General features: G+C 45.4%; 17 protein-coding genes and 2 pseudogenes. 18 read left to right on the forward strand and 1 reads right to left on the reverse strand.

Annotation, left to right across the window (positions count from 1 at the left end):
• Window positions 1–85 precede the first annotated feature (85 nt).
• From dnaJ to recO, 18 genes and pseudogenes are all read left to right on the forward strand, one after another.
• The gene (dnaJ, locus tag L0M13_RS08040; protein WP_235199042.1) at window positions 86–1,204 is read left to right on the forward strand and encodes a molecular chaperone DnaJ; all 1,119 of its coding nucleotides are present in this window, start codon (window positions 86–88) and stop codon (window positions 1,202–1,204) included.
• 15 nt (window positions 1,205–1,219) lie between these two features.
• A pseudogene (gene prmA, locus L0M13_RS08045) lies at window positions 1,220–2,159 on the forward strand (50S ribosomal protein L11 methyltransferase).
• 12 nt (window positions 2,160–2,171) lie between these two features.
• Window positions 2,172–2,907: pseudogene (locus L0M13_RS08050) on the forward strand (16S rRNA (uracil(1498)-N(3))-methyltransferase).
• Between the two features lie 15 nt (window positions 2,908–2,922).
• Window positions 2,923–4,257 carry a tRNA (N(6)-L-threonylcarbamoyladenosine(37)-C(2))-methylthiotransferase MtaB gene (mtaB, locus tag L0M13_RS08055; RefSeq protein WP_235199043.1) on the forward strand — a complete coding sequence of 445 codons (1,335 nt, stop codon included), beginning with the start codon at window positions 2,923–2,925 and terminating at the stop codon, window positions 4,255–4,257.
• A gap of 40 nt (window positions 4,258–4,297) precedes the next feature.
• Window positions 4,298–4,966, forward strand: a complete 669-nt coding sequence (deoC, locus tag L0M13_RS08060) for a deoxyribose-phosphate aldolase (RefSeq protein WP_235199044.1) — start codon at window positions 4,298–4,300, stop codon at window positions 4,964–4,966.
• A gap of 94 nt (window positions 4,967–5,060) precedes the next feature.
• Window positions 5,061–5,234: a 30S ribosomal protein S21 gene (gene rpsU, locus L0M13_RS08065; RefSeq protein WP_052651799.1), complete on the forward strand. Its 174-nt coding sequence runs from the start codon at window positions 5,061–5,063 to the stop codon at window positions 5,232–5,234.
• Between the two features lie 300 nt (window positions 5,235–5,534).
• Complete coding sequence (locus L0M13_RS08070; protein ID WP_235199045.1) at window positions 5,535–6,302, forward strand: NfeD family protein; 768 nt, start codon at window positions 5,535–5,537, stop codon at window positions 6,300–6,302.
• Between the two features lie 4 nt (window positions 6,303–6,306).
• Entirely contained in the window at window positions 6,307–7,296 is a 990-nt protein-coding gene (floA, locus tag L0M13_RS08075) for a flotillin-like protein FloA (protein ID WP_235199046.1), read from the forward strand.
• A 26-nt stretch (window positions 7,297–7,322) separates the two neighbouring features.
• Window positions 7,323–7,808, forward strand: a complete 486-nt coding sequence (locus L0M13_RS08080) for a hypothetical protein (protein WP_235199047.1) — start codon at window positions 7,323–7,325, stop codon at window positions 7,806–7,808.
• Between the two features lie 146 nt (window positions 7,809–7,954).
• On the forward strand, window positions 7,955–8,914 hold the full coding sequence (locus L0M13_RS08085; RefSeq protein ID WP_235199048.1) for a PhoH family protein: 960 nt from the start codon (window positions 7,955–7,957) through the stop codon (window positions 8,912–8,914).
• Between the two features lie 214 nt (window positions 8,915–9,128).
• Window positions 9,129–10,202: a hypothetical protein gene (locus tag L0M13_RS18510; RefSeq protein WP_311195642.1), complete on the forward strand. Its 1,074-nt coding sequence runs from the start codon at window positions 9,129–9,131 to the stop codon at window positions 10,200–10,202.
• Window positions 10,189–10,794: an HDIG domain-containing metalloprotein gene (locus L0M13_RS18515; protein WP_311195643.1), complete on the forward strand. Its 606-nt coding sequence runs from the start codon at window positions 10,189–10,191 to the stop codon at window positions 10,792–10,794. The genes L0M13_RS18510 and L0M13_RS18515 overlap by 14 nt, the downstream gene beginning before the upstream one ends.
• A 64-nt stretch (window positions 10,795–10,858) precedes the next feature.
• A complete protein-coding gene (locus L0M13_RS18520) occupies window positions 10,859–11,254 on the forward strand; it encodes a hypothetical protein (protein ID WP_311195644.1) in 396 nt (131 codons plus the stop codon).
• Window positions 11,255–11,268: 14 nt separating this feature from the next.
• Entirely contained in the window at window positions 11,269–11,751 is a 483-nt protein-coding gene (ybeY, locus tag L0M13_RS08095; protein ID WP_235199049.1) for an rRNA maturation RNase YbeY, read from the forward strand.
• Complete coding sequence (locus L0M13_RS08100) at window positions 11,738–12,091, forward strand: diacylglycerol kinase family protein (protein WP_235199050.1); 354 nt, start codon at window positions 11,738–11,740, stop codon at window positions 12,089–12,091. The genes ybeY and L0M13_RS08100 overlap by 14 nt, the downstream gene beginning before the upstream one ends.
• Before the next feature lie 19 nt (window positions 12,092–12,110).
• Window positions 12,111–12,521 (forward strand): cytidine deaminase, encoded by a 411-nt coding sequence (locus L0M13_RS08105; RefSeq protein WP_235199051.1) that lies wholly within the window; start codon window positions 12,111–12,113, stop codon window positions 12,519–12,521.
• The gene (era, locus tag L0M13_RS08110; RefSeq protein WP_235199052.1) at window positions 12,505–13,422 is read left to right on the forward strand and encodes a GTPase Era; all 918 of its coding nucleotides are present in this window, start codon (window positions 12,505–12,507) and stop codon (window positions 13,420–13,422) included. Before L0M13_RS08105 ends, era begins: the two co-directional genes overlap by 17 nt.
• A gap of 12 nt (window positions 13,423–13,434) precedes the next feature.
• Complete coding sequence (recO, locus tag L0M13_RS08115) at window positions 13,435–14,229, forward strand: DNA repair protein RecO (protein WP_235199053.1); 795 nt, start codon at window positions 13,435–13,437, stop codon at window positions 14,227–14,229.
• A 143-nt stretch (window positions 14,230–14,372) separates the two neighbouring features.
• Here recO and L0M13_RS08120 read toward each other — a convergent pair whose 3' ends face one another.
• Window positions 14,373–15,749, reverse strand: coding sequence for a glycine--tRNA ligase (locus L0M13_RS08120; RefSeq protein ID WP_235199054.1), 1,377 nt, complete (start codon window positions 15,747–15,749; stop codon window positions 14,373–14,375).
• Between the last annotated feature and the right edge of the window lie 188 nt (window positions 15,750–15,937).

Raw genomic sequence — 15,937 nt, forward strand, 5'->3', positions numbered from 1 at the left:
AACATGCTTTGGCTTTTTCAATGTCTTTGCAACCACAATTTAAACCGTGTACAATTACAGGTGATTGCAATAGGGAGAGTGACATATGAATAAACGAGATTATTACGAAGTGCTCGGCGTTTCAAAAGACGCTTCGAAAGAAGAAATCAAAAAAGCTTACCGGAAATTATCGAAACAATTCCACCCGGATATCAATAAAGAAGCAGATGCTTCTGAAAAGTTCCAAGAAGTAAAAGAAGCTTATGAAGTTTTAAGCGATGAGCAAAAACGTGCTCAATATGATCAATATGGCCACCAAGACCCTAATCAAGGATTTGGTGGATTTGGCGGCGGTGCTGAAGGATTCGGATTTGATGATATCTTCAGTACGTTCTTCGGGGGCGGTTCAAGACGCCGGGATCCGAATGCGCCGCGCAAAGGCGACGATCTGCAATATTCAATGACGATTGATTTCATGGACGCCGTTTTCGGCAAAGAAGAAGAAATCGAATTGCCGAAAGACGAAACTTGCTCAACGTGTCATGGATCAGGTGCAAAGCCTGGGACAAAACCGAAAACTTGCCCTTATTGTGAAGGGTCTGGCCAAGTGAATGTCACGCAGGACACACCGTTTGGCCGTATGGTCAATCGCCGTGCTTGCCAACATTGCCAAGGCACTGGACAAATCATTCCAGAAAAATGTACAACATGCCACGGTGAAGGAAAAGTCCGCAAAGTCAAGAAAATCAAAGTTACCATCCCTGCAGGCGTCGATGATGGCCAGCAATTGCGTGTTACGGGACAAGGCGGCCCAGGTGTAAACGGTGGGCCAACTGGAGATTTGTATGTAGTCTTCCGCGTCAGACCGCATAAAACGTTCGAGCGCGACGGCGATGATATTTACATGGATTTGGCCATTTCCATTGCACAAGCAGCACTTGGCGACGAAATTGAAGTGCCGACTGTATCGGGCAAAGTGAAATTGAAAATCCCGGCAGGAACCCAGAGCGGAGCGCGTTTCCGTTTGAAAGGCAAAGGCGTCAAGAACGTTCACGGCTACGGCACGGGCGACCAGCACATTATCATCCAAGTGAAAACGCCAACGAAATTGAACGAAAAACAAAAGCAGCTGCTCCGTGAGTTTGCAGAAATCAGCGGAGATATTCCGGAAGAACATAGCAGTTCGCTGTTTGATAAAATCAAGCGCACCATCAAAGGTGAGTAAAGGAGCCGGTTTTAGATGAAATGGTCAGAACTGTCAATTCACACGACAAACGAAGCGATTGAAGCTGTTTCGAATATTATGCATGAGGCAGGCGCTAGTGGAGTTGTCATTGAAGACTCCGATGATTTGACGAAAGAACGAGCAGATGAATTTGGGGAAATTTGGTCGCTGGACCCAGAAGATTTTCCGACCGAAGGCGTCATTTTAAAAGCATATTTGCCAGTGAATAGTTTCCTCGGCGAAACCGTAGAAGCGATTAAATTGGCGATTAATAATTTGGTGACTTTCGACATCAACCTTGGAGCCAATCTGGTAACAATCAGCGAAGTGAACGAAGAAGAGTGGGCGACCGCGTGGAAAAAGTATTACCATCCGGTAAAAATTTCAAAACGTTTTACCATTGTGCCGACATGGGAAACGTATGAACCTGTTTCAAGCGATGAATTGATTATCGAACTCGATCCCGGGATGGCTTTTGGAACGGGTACCCATCCAACGACCGTCATGAGTCTACAGGCGCTGGAAAAAACGGTGAAGTCTGGGAATCGCGTGATCGATGTGGGAACTGGGTCGGGTGTCTTGGCAATCGGAGCCGCTTTATTGGATGCGAAAGAAGTCCATGCGCTCGATTTGGATGATGTCGCTGTGACGGCAGCCCGCATTAACGTCAAATTAAACAAAGTCCAGAATAAAATCAATGTAGTGCATGGAAATCTCCTGGATACGATAGATGAACCAGGGGATGTCGTGGTCGCCAATATTTTGGCGGAAATCATCATGTCGTTTACCGATGATGCTTTCCAAGCAGTTAAGCCAGGGGATTTATATCACTTCTGGCATCATTTCTGCGAAGAAAAATGATGTGCGAGATGCACTTGAGGCTTCTGGATTTATCGTGGAAGATGTCATGATGATGGAAGACTGGGTTACGATCATTTCTAAAAAACCGGAATAACGGGGTGTAACGATGCAGAGATATTTTATTGAAGGCAAAGTTCCCGATAACCGAAAAGTGGCGATAACTGGCGATGATGCGAAGCACATCGCCAAAGTTATGCGGCAAGGCACTGGGGACGAAGTCATTGTCGTGATGGAAGGGAAATCTTTTTTAGCGATTATTGAAAGCGCTGAATTCGATATTGAGCTCCGGTTGTCAGAAGAGCTGCAGGCAGATGTAGAAATGCCTAAAAATGTAACGATTGCTTGCGGTTTGCCAAAAGGCGATAAATTGGAACTCATTGTCCAAAAAGCTACTGAACTCGGCATGCATGCCATGATTCCGTTCGAAGCTGAACGATCGATTGTAAAATGGGATGCTGGAAAAGGCGAAAAGAAACGGGTCCGCCTTCAAAAAATCGCCAAAGAAGCAGCCGAGCAATCCCATCGGGTAAAAATACCCGAGATACATAAAATCCATACGTTCAAACAATTGCTCGAAACGGCGAAATCGTATGATGCCATCATTGTCGCCTATGAAGAGGAAGCCCGTGCTGATGGTGGAAATCGGTTTGCCGAAATTTTAAAATCAATGTATGATAAAGATTCAATAATCCTTATCTTCGGTCCGGAAGGTGGAATTTCAATTTCTGAAGTCGAACGGCTGAAGGAAGCCGGGGCGTTGTTCACTGCTTTAGGCCCGTATTTTACGTACGGAAACAGCTCCGCTTTATGCGTTATCTGCAATGTCTTATGAATTCGAATGAGAGAGGTGGACACTTATGCCAACGGTTGCATTTCATACCCTAGGTTGTAAAGTGAATCATTATGAAACCGAAGCGATTTGGCAATTGTTTAAAGAACAAGGCTATAACCGTGTAGAGTTCGAACATCATTCCGATGTCTATGTCATTAATACATGTACGGTTACAAATACAGGAGATAAAAAGAGCCGCCAAGTGATACGCAAAGCCGTGCGCAAAAATCCAGACGCAGTCATATGCGTGACCGGATGCTATGCACAAACTTCACCTGCTGAAATTATGGCAATTCCCGGCGTTGATATTGTTGTGGGCACTCAAGATCGCACCAAATTGCTTGGGTATATTGACCAGTATCGCAATGAGCGCAAGCCGATCAACGCGGTTGGGAATATTATGAAAAACCGGGTGTATGAAGAGTTGGACGTACCTGCTTTCACTGACCGCACACGTGCTTCATTGAAGATTCAAGAAGGCTGCAATAACTTCTGTACTTTTTGCATCATTCCATGGGCCCGTGGATTAATGCGTTCCAGAGATCCACAAGAAGTGGTAAGGCAGGCACAGCAATTAGTAAATGCGGGTTATCAGGAGATTGTCTTGACTGGAATCCATACAGGCGGCTACGGAGAAGATTTAAAGAATTACAATTTAGCCCAGCTTTTGCGTGATTTGGAACAGCAAGTCGTTGGTTTAAAACGGCTGCGAATTTCTTCAATCGAAGCAAGCCAATTGACGGATGAAGTCATTGAAGTGCTCCGGAATTCGGAGATTGTGGTCCGCCATCTTCATATCCCAATCCAATCAGGATCGGATACGGTATTAAAACGCATGCGCCGAAAATATACAATGGAATTTTTTGCAGACCGGCTTGTGCAGCTGCGCAAAGCTTTGCCGGATCTTGCCATTACTTCCGATGTCATAGTCGGATTTCCTGGAGAGACCGAAGAGGAATTCATGGAGACCTATCGCTTCATTCAGGAGCATAAGTTTTCTGAACTCCATGTTTTCCCATACTCGCAGCGGACCGGAACGCCCGCTGCCCGGATGGAAGACCAAATTGATGATGAAGTTAAAAACGAACGGGTTCATCGCCTGATTGCGTTAAATGATCAATTGGCTAAGGAATATGCTTCGAATTTCGAAGGGGAATTGTTGGAAATCATTCCTGAAGAACGCTTCAAGCAAAACGAGGAAACCGGATTGCTTGAAGGATACACGGACAATTACTTGAAAGTGGTCATCCCTGGAGATGACCGGCTGATCGGGAAGATTGTCAAAGTGAAAATCGTGAAAGCCGGCTATCCATATAACGAAGGACAGTTTGTCCGAGTGATGGAAGAACAGCTGGCTTAGCGCCAAACCGAATTCAAAAAGAGAATGGAGTAATTTTAACATGACCAACATCGCTTCTTATATCGACCACACTTTATTAAAGCCAGAAGCTACAAAAGAACAGATCGTTCAACTTTGCAAAGAGGCTGCAGAATATCAATTCGCATCTGTTTGCGTTAACCCTGCTTGGGTAGCTACTGCTGCAAAAGAACTTGCGGACAGCACGGCGAAAGTCTGTACCGTTATCGGCTTCCCATTAGGTGCATCAACTTCTGAAACGAAAGCTTTTGAAACGGCTGATGCAATTTCAAAAGGTGCTGACGAAATTGATATGGTCATCAACATCGGCGCTTTGAAAAGCGGAGATACGGAACTTGTGAAAAATGATGTTGCTGCTGTAGTGGAAGCTGCGAAAGGCAAAGCAATCGTTAAAGTCATTATCGAAACTTGCTTATTGTCTGACGAAGAAAAAGCGGTAGCGTCTCGCCTTTCAAAAGAAGCGGGGGCAGATTTCGTTAAAACTTCGACTGGTTTCTCAACCGGCGGAGCGACTGTGGCTGATGTGAAAATTATGCGCGAAACAGTAGGTCCGGATCTTGGCGTGAAAGCTTCAGGCGGCGTTAGAAGCCTAGAAGATTTAAACGCAATGGTAGAAGCAGGGGCAACTCGCATCGGTGCTAGTTCAGGTGTTAAAATCATGCAGGGATTAATTTCAAATTCCGATTATTAAGTATTGACCTAGGTAGATATATACGTTATAATTTTTGATATATAACACGTATTGTTATATGTTTCAACGTGTGTTCGGAGGGAGGGAAAAAGAGATGTCAAAAACTGTAGTTCGTAAAAACGAATCGATTGAAGATGCTCTTCGCCGCTTCAAACGCACTGTTTCTAAATCCGGAACAATGCAAGAGGTAAGAAAGCGCGAGTATTATGATAAGCCAAGTGTTAAACGTAAATTGAAATCAGAAGCTGCGCGTAAACGTAAATTTTAATTGACCTTACTTTATAAAAGACATTAAAAAATATGAACGATCAGCCATGGCCGGGTACACGTATCATCGTGTACCCGGTTTTTCTATGCCTAATAATAAATGAGTTTCCCGATATGTATTTAACAGTACCCGAAGTATGCCTGCAGAAGTAAACCGGTCGCTTCCGCTTTTCTATATTTGTAAGCGCATTCCTTCGTGTTTCAAAATTATTCATTTATAATGAAGTTAGCTACAAAAAATGAAACCTTTTCCCTTTTGGTCCGTATAAAAGGTAGCAGTAAAACGAAAGGAGAGATTCGTTTGCATCCGTTTAGGATTTTTTCTGCACTTATGATTCTATTTGCGTTGTCAGTATTTCTCATGCCTGGTGCATTGGCGGCAGAATCTGCTGATGCGAGCGGAACATTCGGCAGCCAATTGATAGAATTCATCACGCATCCGTTTGTGGTGCCGGTTCTGTTGTCTATTGCAGCGCTTGGCATTCTTTTGGAAATGTTTACTCCAGGTATGGGCGTACCGGGATTGATCGGGTTTACCGCTTTGGCTGTTTACTTTTACGGCCACTGGGCAGCTGATCTGGCTGGCTGGGATACCTTGTTTCTGTTAATTCTTGGCGTCACTCTCCTTTTAGTTGAACTGATAATCCCAATCGGGCTGATTGGTTTTCTTGGGTTGTTAGCTATTCTTGGCAGTGTGTTATTGGCAGGTGGAGACCTTAAAACCACTGCCATCGCCATTTTGATCGCATTGATTGTAGCAACTGCAGGGATGGTGATTATTGTGAAATTTTTTGGCAAGAGGCTTCATTTGTTCAAACGAGTGGTCTTGACGGATTCAACCAATACGGAAAGCGGATATGTATCGAATGTAAACCGCTATGAATTGGTTGGCCAAACTGCCAAGACGGCCACTGCATTGCGTCCATCAGGTACGATTAAGTTGATGGATGAACGGATAGACGCCGTTTCTGACGGGCGGTTTATCGATGCTGGAAAAGAAGTGAAAATCATCAAAGTCGAAGGTTCACGGATCGTAGTTCGAGAAGTGGAAAAAGAGGAGGAGGAATAAAAGCATGGAATTAGGTCTTATAGGTTTAGCCGCAGCAATAATCGGTGTCATCATCGTTCTGGCAATATTCTTCACGTTTGTTCCGATTACATTATGGATATCTGCGCTGGCAGCAGGTGTTAAAGTCAGCATCTTCACATTAATCGGGATGAGATTGCGCCGCGTTATTCCGTCGCGCATCGTTAACCCGTTGATCAAAGCGTCAAAAGCGGGATTGACTGTATCTATCAACCAATTGGAAAGCCATTACTTAGCAGGCGGTAACGTTGACCGCGTCGTAAATGCGTTGATTGCAGCACACCGTGCGAATATCGAACTTCCGTTTGAACGCGCAGCTGCCATTGACTTGGCCGGCCGTGACGTGTTAGAAGCGGTTCAAATGTCCGTTAACCCGAAAGTCATTGAAACACCATTTATTGCAGGTGTAGCAATGGACGGGATCGAAGTAAAAGCAAAAGCGCGTATTACAGTTCGTGCAAACATCGATCGCTTAGTCGGTGGTGCCGGTGAAGAAACAATTGTTGCCCGTGTAGGTGAAGGGATTGTCTCGACACTCGGTTCAAGCACAAGCCATAAAAAAGTATTGGAAAATCCTGATTTGATTTCGCAGACTGTTTTAGCGAAAGGCTTGGATTCGGGTACGGCATTTGAAATCTTATCCATTGATATCGCGGACGTTGATATCGGCAAGAACATTGGTGCCGAACTTCAAACGGAACAAGCGGAAGCGGATAAGAAAATTGCACAGGCCAAAGCGGAAGAACGCCGCGCAATGGCTGTTGCCAGCGAACAGGAAATGAAAGCCAAAGTTGTCGAAATGAGATCGAAAGTTGTGGAAGCGGAAGCGGAAGTGCCGCTTGCGATGTCCGAAGCGCTTCGTTCTGGCAATATCGGTGTCATGGACTACGTAAATTATAAGAACGTCCAAGCGGATACTGGCATGCGTGATTCGATTGCCAAGACCGGCATGGAAAAATCCGACGATAAACAATAACCGTCGATAGCAAGGGAGGTTATTGAATGGAAGGTTTTATCTTCGCTCTTGTGGTGATGGCGCTCGGAGCGATATTCGGCAATAAAAAAGGCGGCGAAGACAAGGATCCGGCAAGTCCGCCGGTTCCGAAGAGCCCTCAGACCCGTCAAACTCGGCAAACCCAAACGCGTGAAACCGGACAGAAAGCATTTAAGCGAGTTGAAGATTATGCCAGGGAAATCTATGGCGATTTGCAGACTCAGATGAAAGAACAGCCGGAAAAAGCGAAACAGGTGCAGCAGAGAGTCGAAAAAGCAATAGACCGGACGCCTCTTCGTGAAACTCGCCAAGAAATACAGCGTGAAATTCAAGAACGGCAGCCTACCGGCAGGCTTTCTGCACATCAAAATGCTCGTCCAGCCGTTGTTGCGAAAGCAAAACAGGAAGAAGACATCTTCCCGCTGGATGCCGACGATATCCGAAAAGGCATCATTTTAGCGGAAGTGTTAATGCCGCCTAAATCGAAAAGATGATTTTTAACCGATCAGATTCTTCTGGTCGGTTTTATTATACTTATAATATTATTATGTAAACAAATATGATTAAAATGTTTTACAATTCCAAATGAATAATGATACAGTGAAATTGTACTAAATATTCGATTCCAAGGAGCGTCTACATGACAGAAAACCAACTATTAGAACTGCATGTGAAAGATCCAAATGAAGCGGTGCAGCTGCTCGGGATTTCTGATAGTCACATGACTTTAATCGAAGAAGCATTTCAAATTCAAATCATCACACGTGGAGACGTTATCAAATTATCAGGCTCTGAAGAAGGCAAACAGACAGGGAAATTACTAATCGAACAATTATTGAAAGTCATCCGCAAAAATATCAATATCGACCAACGGGATATTGTCTCAGCAATTGAGATGGCTCGCGCCGGAACGATTGAATATTTTGCGGAACTATATGATGAAGAAGTTGCGCGGAATGCCGGCGGGAAAGCGATACGAGCAAAAACAATCGGACAACGGCATTACATTCAAGCCGTACGGAGCAATGATCTGGTTTTCGGCATCGGACCTGCCGGAACCGGTAAAACTTACCTGGCCGTGGTTATGGCGGTCCAGGCATTAAAAAATGGCCATGTCAAAAAAATCATTCTTACCCGTCCAGCTGTTGAAGCAGGAGAAAGCCTCGGATTTCTGCCGGGCGATTTAAAGGAAAAAGTGGATCCTTATTTACGTCCTTTATACGACGCGCTTCATGATGTTCTCGGACTCGAACAGACGAACCGTTTTATCGAGCGAGGGACCATAGAAATCGCGCCTCTCGCCTATATGAGAGGGCGGACGCTTGACGAGGCATTTGTCATACTCGATGAAGCACAGAATACGACTAAAGCCCAAATGAAGATGTTCCTGACCCGCCTCGGATTTGGTTCGAAAATGATTATTACAGGCGACAAAACCCAGATTGATTTGCCGAGAGGGGCAGAATCTGGATTAATAGCGGCAGAAACCACTTTATCTAAAGTGCGGGGACTGCATTTCCAGTACTTAGAACGCGGAGATGTCGTGCGCCATCCGCTTGTTGCGAAAATCATTGCAGCTTATGAAGACCAGCCTTCCTGATTATTAGCCAATAAATTTTCATTTACAGCCGATGAGGAAAAGCCTTACTTTTCCTTATCGGTTTTTCGTGGTTTTAAAGATTCGTTTACGAATTATAAATGAAGAAAGGGAATTAACAGTAATAATACATAGCGAATTTCAAAAAATTACAAATAGACAATGAAATACTTTCTTTAAATTGATATGATGAGAATACAAGAAGAGAGGTGTTTCAATGCGCAATTGGGCGAAACAAGTCTACGACAGGATGGGCTACCGGATGATTGCGGCCACGTTGATTTTTCTGATCGGCGCAGTTATTTATGCTTTCCTCTATACGTCTGTAAACGGCGATACATATAAAGTTGAGCTTTTCCAGCTCTCTGAAGAAACCATACGATCCGCTAAGACGGTTGAAGATCCAGTGAAAACAGAGTTGGAACGCCAACGGGCAGCGGCTGAACTGGGGCCGAGCTATCAATTTTCAGCTGAAAATGCTGACAATCAGGCTGCATTGATCAAATCGATTTTCGGGTATATAACCGATGTAAAAGAAATTCCTGAAAATGAAGAGACGCTCAAGCCGCAAGCGATCAACAAAATGATTGAAGACGTAAGAAAAAACATCCAATTATTGGATGCGAATGAAAGCAATCTCCGCTTAACGGATGAAATGCTTCGTGCGCTGCTCTTAGTACCGGATGAAAATCTAGTGAGAATGGAACAGGAATTGACGGAACTGGTGAAATCCAGATTAAGCGAGCCGCTAAGAGAGGAAGACGTCGCTGGAGTTCAAAACGAAATCGAACAGGAAATCCGGGGAAGTACGAGAATTCCTGCTTCCGCTTTGCAGGCGGCGATTGTCATTGGGCGTTTTGCGATTGGGCCGAACGAAGTTATTGACGAGGAACTAACGGAGGCTCAAGCAGAATCAGCACGGGCAAGTGTCGAACCAACCCGCATTTTGCAAGGCCAGGTATTGGTGCAGGAAGGGCAAATGATTGACCGTGAGGTTTATCGTCAACTGGAACTTGCGGGCATGACGCAAGAAAAGGAAGATTTCAAACCTCTGGCTGGTTTATTGTTGTTTGTCGTTATTACAATGGGAATTCTTGTCATCTTAACGATTCGTTCGAAATCTTCAAAGCAGCAGAAGCTTATCAAATTCTCTGTTATTCTAGCGGTTGTTCTTATTTCGTTGACTTTAATGCAGCTATTGAGCCTGGTCAGCGGCAATTTTGATGTAACCATCGCCTTTCTTTTTCCCGACTGCGTTAGCAGGAATGCTCGTTCGCATGCTGTTGAATGAACGAATTGCTGTCTACATTACCTTGTTGATCGGCGCGGTCGGCGGCATGATGCTGCAAGGGGAGAATGCCTCTACGCTGCAGATGGATATTGCGTTGTATATCATTTTTGGAGGGCTTGCCGGCGTTTATTTGATTGCGCAGCAAGACCGCCGATCTCATTTGCTGCAGACAAGCTTAGCTGTAGCTGTAGTGAATGCTTTCTTTATTGGCTTCTACTTATTGGTAGGCCAAAGCCAGTATGACTGGACAGAAATCGGCTTCTATTTTGCAGCTGCAGTCATCTCGGGATTGTTATCAGGGGCTTTGACGATTGGGCTATTGCCGTTTTTCGAGTCGATTTTCGGCTTATTGTCGACTATGCGCTTGATTGAACTGTCGAATCCGAACCATCCATTGCTGAAGAAGATTTTAACAGAAACACCAGGGACGTACCATCACAGCGTCATGGTGGCAAATCTCGCGGATGCATCTTGTGAAGCGATTGGTGCTAATGGGCTTTTAGCGAGAGTGGGCTGCTATTACCACGATATCGGCAAAACGAAGCGTCCGCAGTATTTTATCGAAAACCAAGTGAGCATTAAAAACGCATGATTCCTTGCCGCCTGAAAAGAGCCGCGACATCATTTTGGCGCATGGTGCGCAAGGAGCGGAATTGTTGAGAAAGCATAAAATGCCGAAAGAAATCATCGACGTCGCTGAACAGCATCACGGCACCAGCTTACTGAAGTTTTTCTATTATAAAGCGAAGGAAGAAAATCCGGAAGTTCGTGAAGAAGACTACCGGTATGTCGGCCCAAAACCTCAGACAAAAGAAATTGCAATCATCAGCGTGGCAGACAGTATCGAAGCGGCAGTCCGTTCGATGAAAGAGCCAACATCAGAAAAAATAAAAAAATTGGTTGATGCAATAGTTGAGGATAAACTTAAAGATGGGCAATTTGATGAATGTGATTTGACGATGAAAGAGTTGAAGACCGTTAAACACGTTATGTGTGAAACATTGAATGGGATTTTCCATTCGCGGATCGAATATCCGCAAGATACAAAATGAGAGGAGGAAAAAACATGCTAGCGATCGATTTAATTGATGAAACAGCAACTTTAAAAGAACAGGAGCTGCAATTTGTAGAGAAAATCCTGAAACATGCAGCAGAAGAGGAACAAGTGGGGGATTCGGAAGTATCGGTGACTTTTGTGACGAACGATATGATCCAAGCGATCAATAAGGAATACCGCGGCAAAGATACGCCAACAGACGTTATCTCTTTTGCCATGGAAGAATTGGGCGAAGGGGAACTTGAAATCGTCGGTTCACCTGAAACTAGAGTTCTAGGGGATATCATCATTTCGCTGGACCGTACAAAAGAACAAGCTGCCGATTACGGGCATTCATTTGAACGTGAATTGGGCTTTCTTGCCGTCCATGGATTCTTGCATCTTCTAGGATATGACCACATGAACGAAACGGATGAAAAGGAAATGTTCGGAAAACAGGAAGCGATTTTATCTTCGCTTGGCATTACCCGTGACGCGCATGAAGCTGAGTAGGTTTTTCCGATCTTTCAGTTTTGCGGCACAAGGGATTGTTGCGGCTGTCCGAAAAGAACAGAATATCCGCTTTCATTTGATGGCGGCGGTTGTCGTAGGCATTTCCGGATGGCTGACAGGCCTCTCCAAAACGGAATGGCTCATCGTGATCTTGCTGATTGGCGGCATGCTCGCATTAGAGCTCGTCAATACGGCAATGGAACGTGTCGTGGATCTTGCTTCTCCTGCGGTCCATCCACTCGCTAAACAAGCGAAGGATATGGCAGCAGGCGCCGTTTTGGTATTTGCAGCAGCTAGTGCTATAATTGGATTACTAATATTCTTGCCCAAATGGCTATAACTCACAGAGGTGATTCGCAATGGAGAAAGAACAATTGATGACAGAATCAAAAACTGCACGCGAACGGGCATATGTGCCGTATTCAAAGTTCAAGGTAGGGGCAGCGCTTCTTACAGCTGACGGCAAGGTTTACCATGGCTGCAATATTGAAAATGCCGGCTATTCCATGACAAATTGCGCAGAGCGTACAGCGATGTTCAAAGCGGTATCCGAAGGCGAGAGAAACTTCACTGCACTGGCTGTTGTGGCAGATACAAAAGGCCCGGTGTCGCCGTGCGGTGCATGCCGACAGGTGATTGCAGAATTCTGCTCGCCAAATATGCCGGTTTATTTAACAAATTTAAATGGAGATGTCCAGGAAACGACAGTCAGCGAACTGTTGCCTGGAGCATTTTCAACGGAGGATTTAGAGTATGCAGCAGGGAAATAACGGATTCAAATCAGGCTTTATCTCAATCATCGGACGACCGAATGTCGGAAAATCGACGTTTTTGAATCGGGTTGTCGGCCAGAAAATCGCGATCATGAGCGACAAGCCTCAAACGACGCGCAACAAAGTGCAAGGCGTCGTGACGAACACGGACAGCCAGATGATCTTCATCGATACACCAGGGATCAACGAACCGCGCCATAAGCTGGGCGATTTCATGCTGAAAGTGGCGAAAAACACATTCCGTGAAGTGGATGTGCTGCTATTCGTTGCCAGTGCAGATGAGCGGATCGGCAAACAGGATCGCTTCGTCCTTGAAATGATCAAAGGCCTCGATGTACCGGTCTTTTTAGTGTTGAATAAAATCGATCAAGTACATCCGGATGAATTGCCGAAGCTGATCGAATCCTTTAAAAAGGAATTCGATTTTAAAGAAGCGATTCCGATTTCGGCGCTGCAGGGCAATAATGTCGAAAACCTGCTTTCGAAAATCAGCGAATACCTTCCGGAAGGCCCGCAGTACTACCCGGCGGACCAAGTAACAGACCATCCGGAACGGTTCATCATTTCGGAACTGATCCGGGAGAAGGCCTTGCATTTGACGCGTGAAGAAATTCCGCATTCGATTGCTGTGGTCATCGAGAAAATCGCACCCGACAGCGAAAATGAGAACATGATCCGCGTACAGGCAACGATCATGGTCGAGCGCGATTCCCAAAAAGGGATTGTCATCGGCAAAAAAGGCGTGCTTTTAAAGGAAATCGGTTCACGCGCCCGCAAGGATATTGAAAATCTCCTTGGCTCAAAAGTCTATCTGGAACTTTGGGTGAAAGTGCAAAAAGATTGGCGCAACAAGGCGATGCATTTGCGCGACTTCGGTTTTAGAGACGACGAATATTAAGGAGTCGGTTCCATGCTGAATCAATTAGAGGGAATTGTGATCCGGACGCAGGCTTATGGCGAAAACAATAAAATCGTTACGCTTTTCACCCGTGAAGCCGGCAAAATCACTTGCATGGCGAGAGGTGCTAAAAAGCCTTCGAGCCGATTAGCTGCGGTGACCCAGCAATTTACCCATGGTAGCTATTCCGTCTTCAAAGGGCGCGGGATGGGCACACTCCAAAGCGGGGATCCGCTCGAGTCGCTTCGCCATATCCGGGAAGATATCATGAAAACGGCCTACGCCAGTTATATTACAGAATTGATCGACCGGCTGACGGAACAAGATGAACCGCAGCCGTCGATCTACGATATGCTTTACCAGGCCTTACATGCAATTGAAGAAGGGTATGATCCGGAAGCGATTTCGCTGTTTGTTGAATGGAAGATGCTGCCGCTAGCTGGACTGACGCCGACTTTGCATGAATGTGCGAATTGTGGGGCGACTGAAGGCGAGTTCGCGTTTTCGTTTCAGGAACTCGGCTTCCTGTGTCATCGCTGTTTTGAAGTCGACCGTTACATTATCCGGCTAAGCCCAGCACTCGTGAAATTGATCCGCACTTTTTATTTTGTGCCGATTGAACGCGTCGGGTCCTTGAAACTGAAAAAAGAATCGAAATCGCTTTTAAAAGGGATTGTCCGCACCATTTACGAAGAACAGGCGGGAATTCGCCTGAAATCACGTAAATTCTTGGAACAGTTGGAACGGACACCTGAATTTTTGCCCCGAAAAGAAGAACAAGACCCGCAGCAGGATGAAATCACCTGAGCGGGTCTTTTTTGATGTTTTTACCGGGGGGAAGTAGGTTCTTTGCAGAATCGGGAAGCTTTATTTCTATTTTCATTTACTTTCCGAACCAAAAAAGGGAGACCCGCATCGAAATGCAGGTCCCACTTTTTGTAAGGTCTTAATTAAAATTGAATGTGTTTTTCGATATAAGCCTGTACTTCGGCAATCGGCATACGGACTTGTTCCATAGAATCGCGGTGGCGGACAGTCACTTGGCCGTCTTCTACTGAATCAAAGTCGTACGTGATGCAGAATGGCGTACCGATTTCGTCTTGGCGGCGGTAGCGTTTACCGATTGATTGGGATTCGTCGTAGTCGACCATGAAATGCTTCGCCAAATCAGCAAATACTTCCGTTGCGCCTTCAGCCAATTTCTTCGATAGCGGAAGAACGGCTGCTTTATACGGAGCAAGAGCCGGGTGAAACTTCAAGACTGTGCGTTTGTCGTCGTTTTCAAGCGCTTCTTCGTGGAAAGCATCTACTAGGAAGGCTAAAGTGACGCGGTCGGCACCAAGAGATGGCTCGATGCAATAAGGCACATAGCGCTCGTTCGTAATCGGATCGATGTAATTGAAGTCTTCGCCTGAATGTTCCATATGGCGCTTCAAATCGAAATCTGTGCGGTCAGCAATGCCCCATAGCTCGCCCCAGCCGAATGGGAATTTGTATTCGATGTCGACGGTTGCATTGGAGTAATGCGACAATTCGTCTTCGTCGTGTTCACGAAGGCGCATATTGTCTTCGGACATGTTCAAATTCAGCAGCCAGTTTTTGCAGAAATCGCGCCAGTAAGCGTACCATTCCAAATCTTCGCCGGGCTTGCAGAAAAATTCAAGTTCCATTTGTTCGAATTCGCGTGTACGGAACGTGAAATTCCCTGGTGTGATTTCATTTCGGAAACTTTTACCGATTTGAGCAATACCGAACGGCATCTTTTTGCGCATTGAACGCTGAACATTTTTGTAGTTCACAAAAATCCCTTGCGCTGTTTCAGGGCGAAGAAAAATCTCGTTTGTCGAAGATTCGGTAACGCCTTGGAAAGTCTTGAACATCAAATTGAATTGGCGGATGTCTGTGAAATCCTCTTTGCCGCAAGTCGGGCATTTGATTTCATGTTCTTTGATCAATTCAGCCATTCTTTCAAAAGACAGACCGTCTACGATCATTTCGATGCCTTTTGCATCTAAAGCATCTTCAATTAATTTATCGGCACGGTGGCGTGTTTTGCAGCTCTTGCAATCGATCATCGGATCGTTGAAGTTGCCGACATGCCCGGATGCCACCCAAGTTTTCGGGTTCATCAAAATTGCAGCGTCAAGGCCGACGTTATGCGCCGATTCTTGGACGAATTTTTTCCACCATGCTTTTTTGATATTGTTTTTAAGTTCTACGCCAAGGGGACCGTAATCCCATGTGTTGGCAAGGCCGCCGTAAATTTCAGAACCCGGAAATACAAAGCCTCTGTGTTTCGCTAACGATACTACTTCTTCCATTGACATAAAAAAACCTCCATAAAATAAAAAATCGTACACGTCCCGGACATAATGTCCGAGGACGAGTACGTTAAGACCCGCGGTTCCACCTCGATTGGCTGCATCAATGCAACCCTCTTAAAAGAAACTGGCTCCAGAGCGCCTTTTCCCGTCTTTGCAGGCTTCCACTATCCCCGCTCGCTGATTGCGACAGT

Origin of the sequence: Planococcus sp. 107-1 (assembly GCF_021513255.1) — a bacterium.
Lineage (GTDB): Bacteria > Bacillota > Bacilli > Bacillales_A > Planococcaceae > Planococcus.

Excerpts from the sequence above, each read along its gene's own strand:
- L0M13_RS18515 (WP_311195643.1), top strand. The coding sequence starts at position 10,189 with ATGCTGTTGAATGAACGAATTGCTGTCTACATTACCTTGTTGATCGGC.
- L0M13_RS08105 (WP_235199051.1), top strand. The coding sequence starts at position 12,111 with ATGGAGAAAGAACAATTGATGACAGAATCAAAAACTGCACGCGAACGG.
- deoC (WP_235199044.1), top strand. The coding sequence starts at position 4,298 with ATGACCAACATCGCTTCTTATATCGACCACACTTTATTAAAGCCAGAA.
- L0M13_RS08080 (WP_235199047.1), top strand. The coding sequence starts at position 7,323 with ATGGAAGGTTTTATCTTCGCTCTTGTGGTGATGGCGCTCGGAGCGATA.
- mtaB (WP_235199043.1), top strand. The coding sequence starts at position 2,923 with ATGCCAACGGTTGCATTTCATACCCTAGGTTGTAAAGTGAATCATTAT.
- L0M13_RS08120 (WP_235199054.1), bottom strand. The coding sequence starts at position 15,749 with ATGTCAATGGAAGAAGTAGTATCGTTAGCGAAACACAGAGGCTTTGTA.
- L0M13_RS18510 (WP_311195642.1), top strand. The coding sequence starts at position 9,129 with ATGCGCAATTGGGCGAAACAAGTCTACGACAGGATGGGCTACCGGATG.
- rpsU (WP_052651799.1), top strand. The coding sequence starts at position 5,061 with ATGTCAAAAACTGTAGTTCGTAAAAACGAATCGATTGAAGATGCTCTT.
- L0M13_RS08100 (WP_235199050.1), top strand. The coding sequence starts at position 11,738 with ATGAAGCTGAGTAGGTTTTTCCGATCTTTCAGTTTTGCGGCACAAGGG.
- era (WP_235199052.1), top strand. The coding sequence starts at position 12,505 with ATGCAGCAGGGAAATAACGGATTCAAATCAGGCTTTATCTCAATCATC.
- L0M13_RS08085 (WP_235199048.1), top strand. The coding sequence starts at position 7,955 with ATGACAGAAAACCAACTATTAGAACTGCATGTGAAAGATCCAAATGAA.
- dnaJ (WP_235199042.1), top strand. The coding sequence starts at position 86 with ATGAATAAACGAGATTATTACGAAGTGCTCGGCGTTTCAAAAGACGCT.
- recO (WP_235199053.1), top strand. The coding sequence starts at position 13,435 with ATGCTGAATCAATTAGAGGGAATTGTGATCCGGACGCAGGCTTATGGC.
- floA (WP_235199046.1), top strand. The coding sequence starts at position 6,307 with ATGGAATTAGGTCTTATAGGTTTAGCCGCAGCAATAATCGGTGTCATC.
- ybeY (WP_235199049.1), top strand. The coding sequence starts at position 11,269 with ATGCTAGCGATCGATTTAATTGATGAAACAGCAACTTTAAAAGAACAG.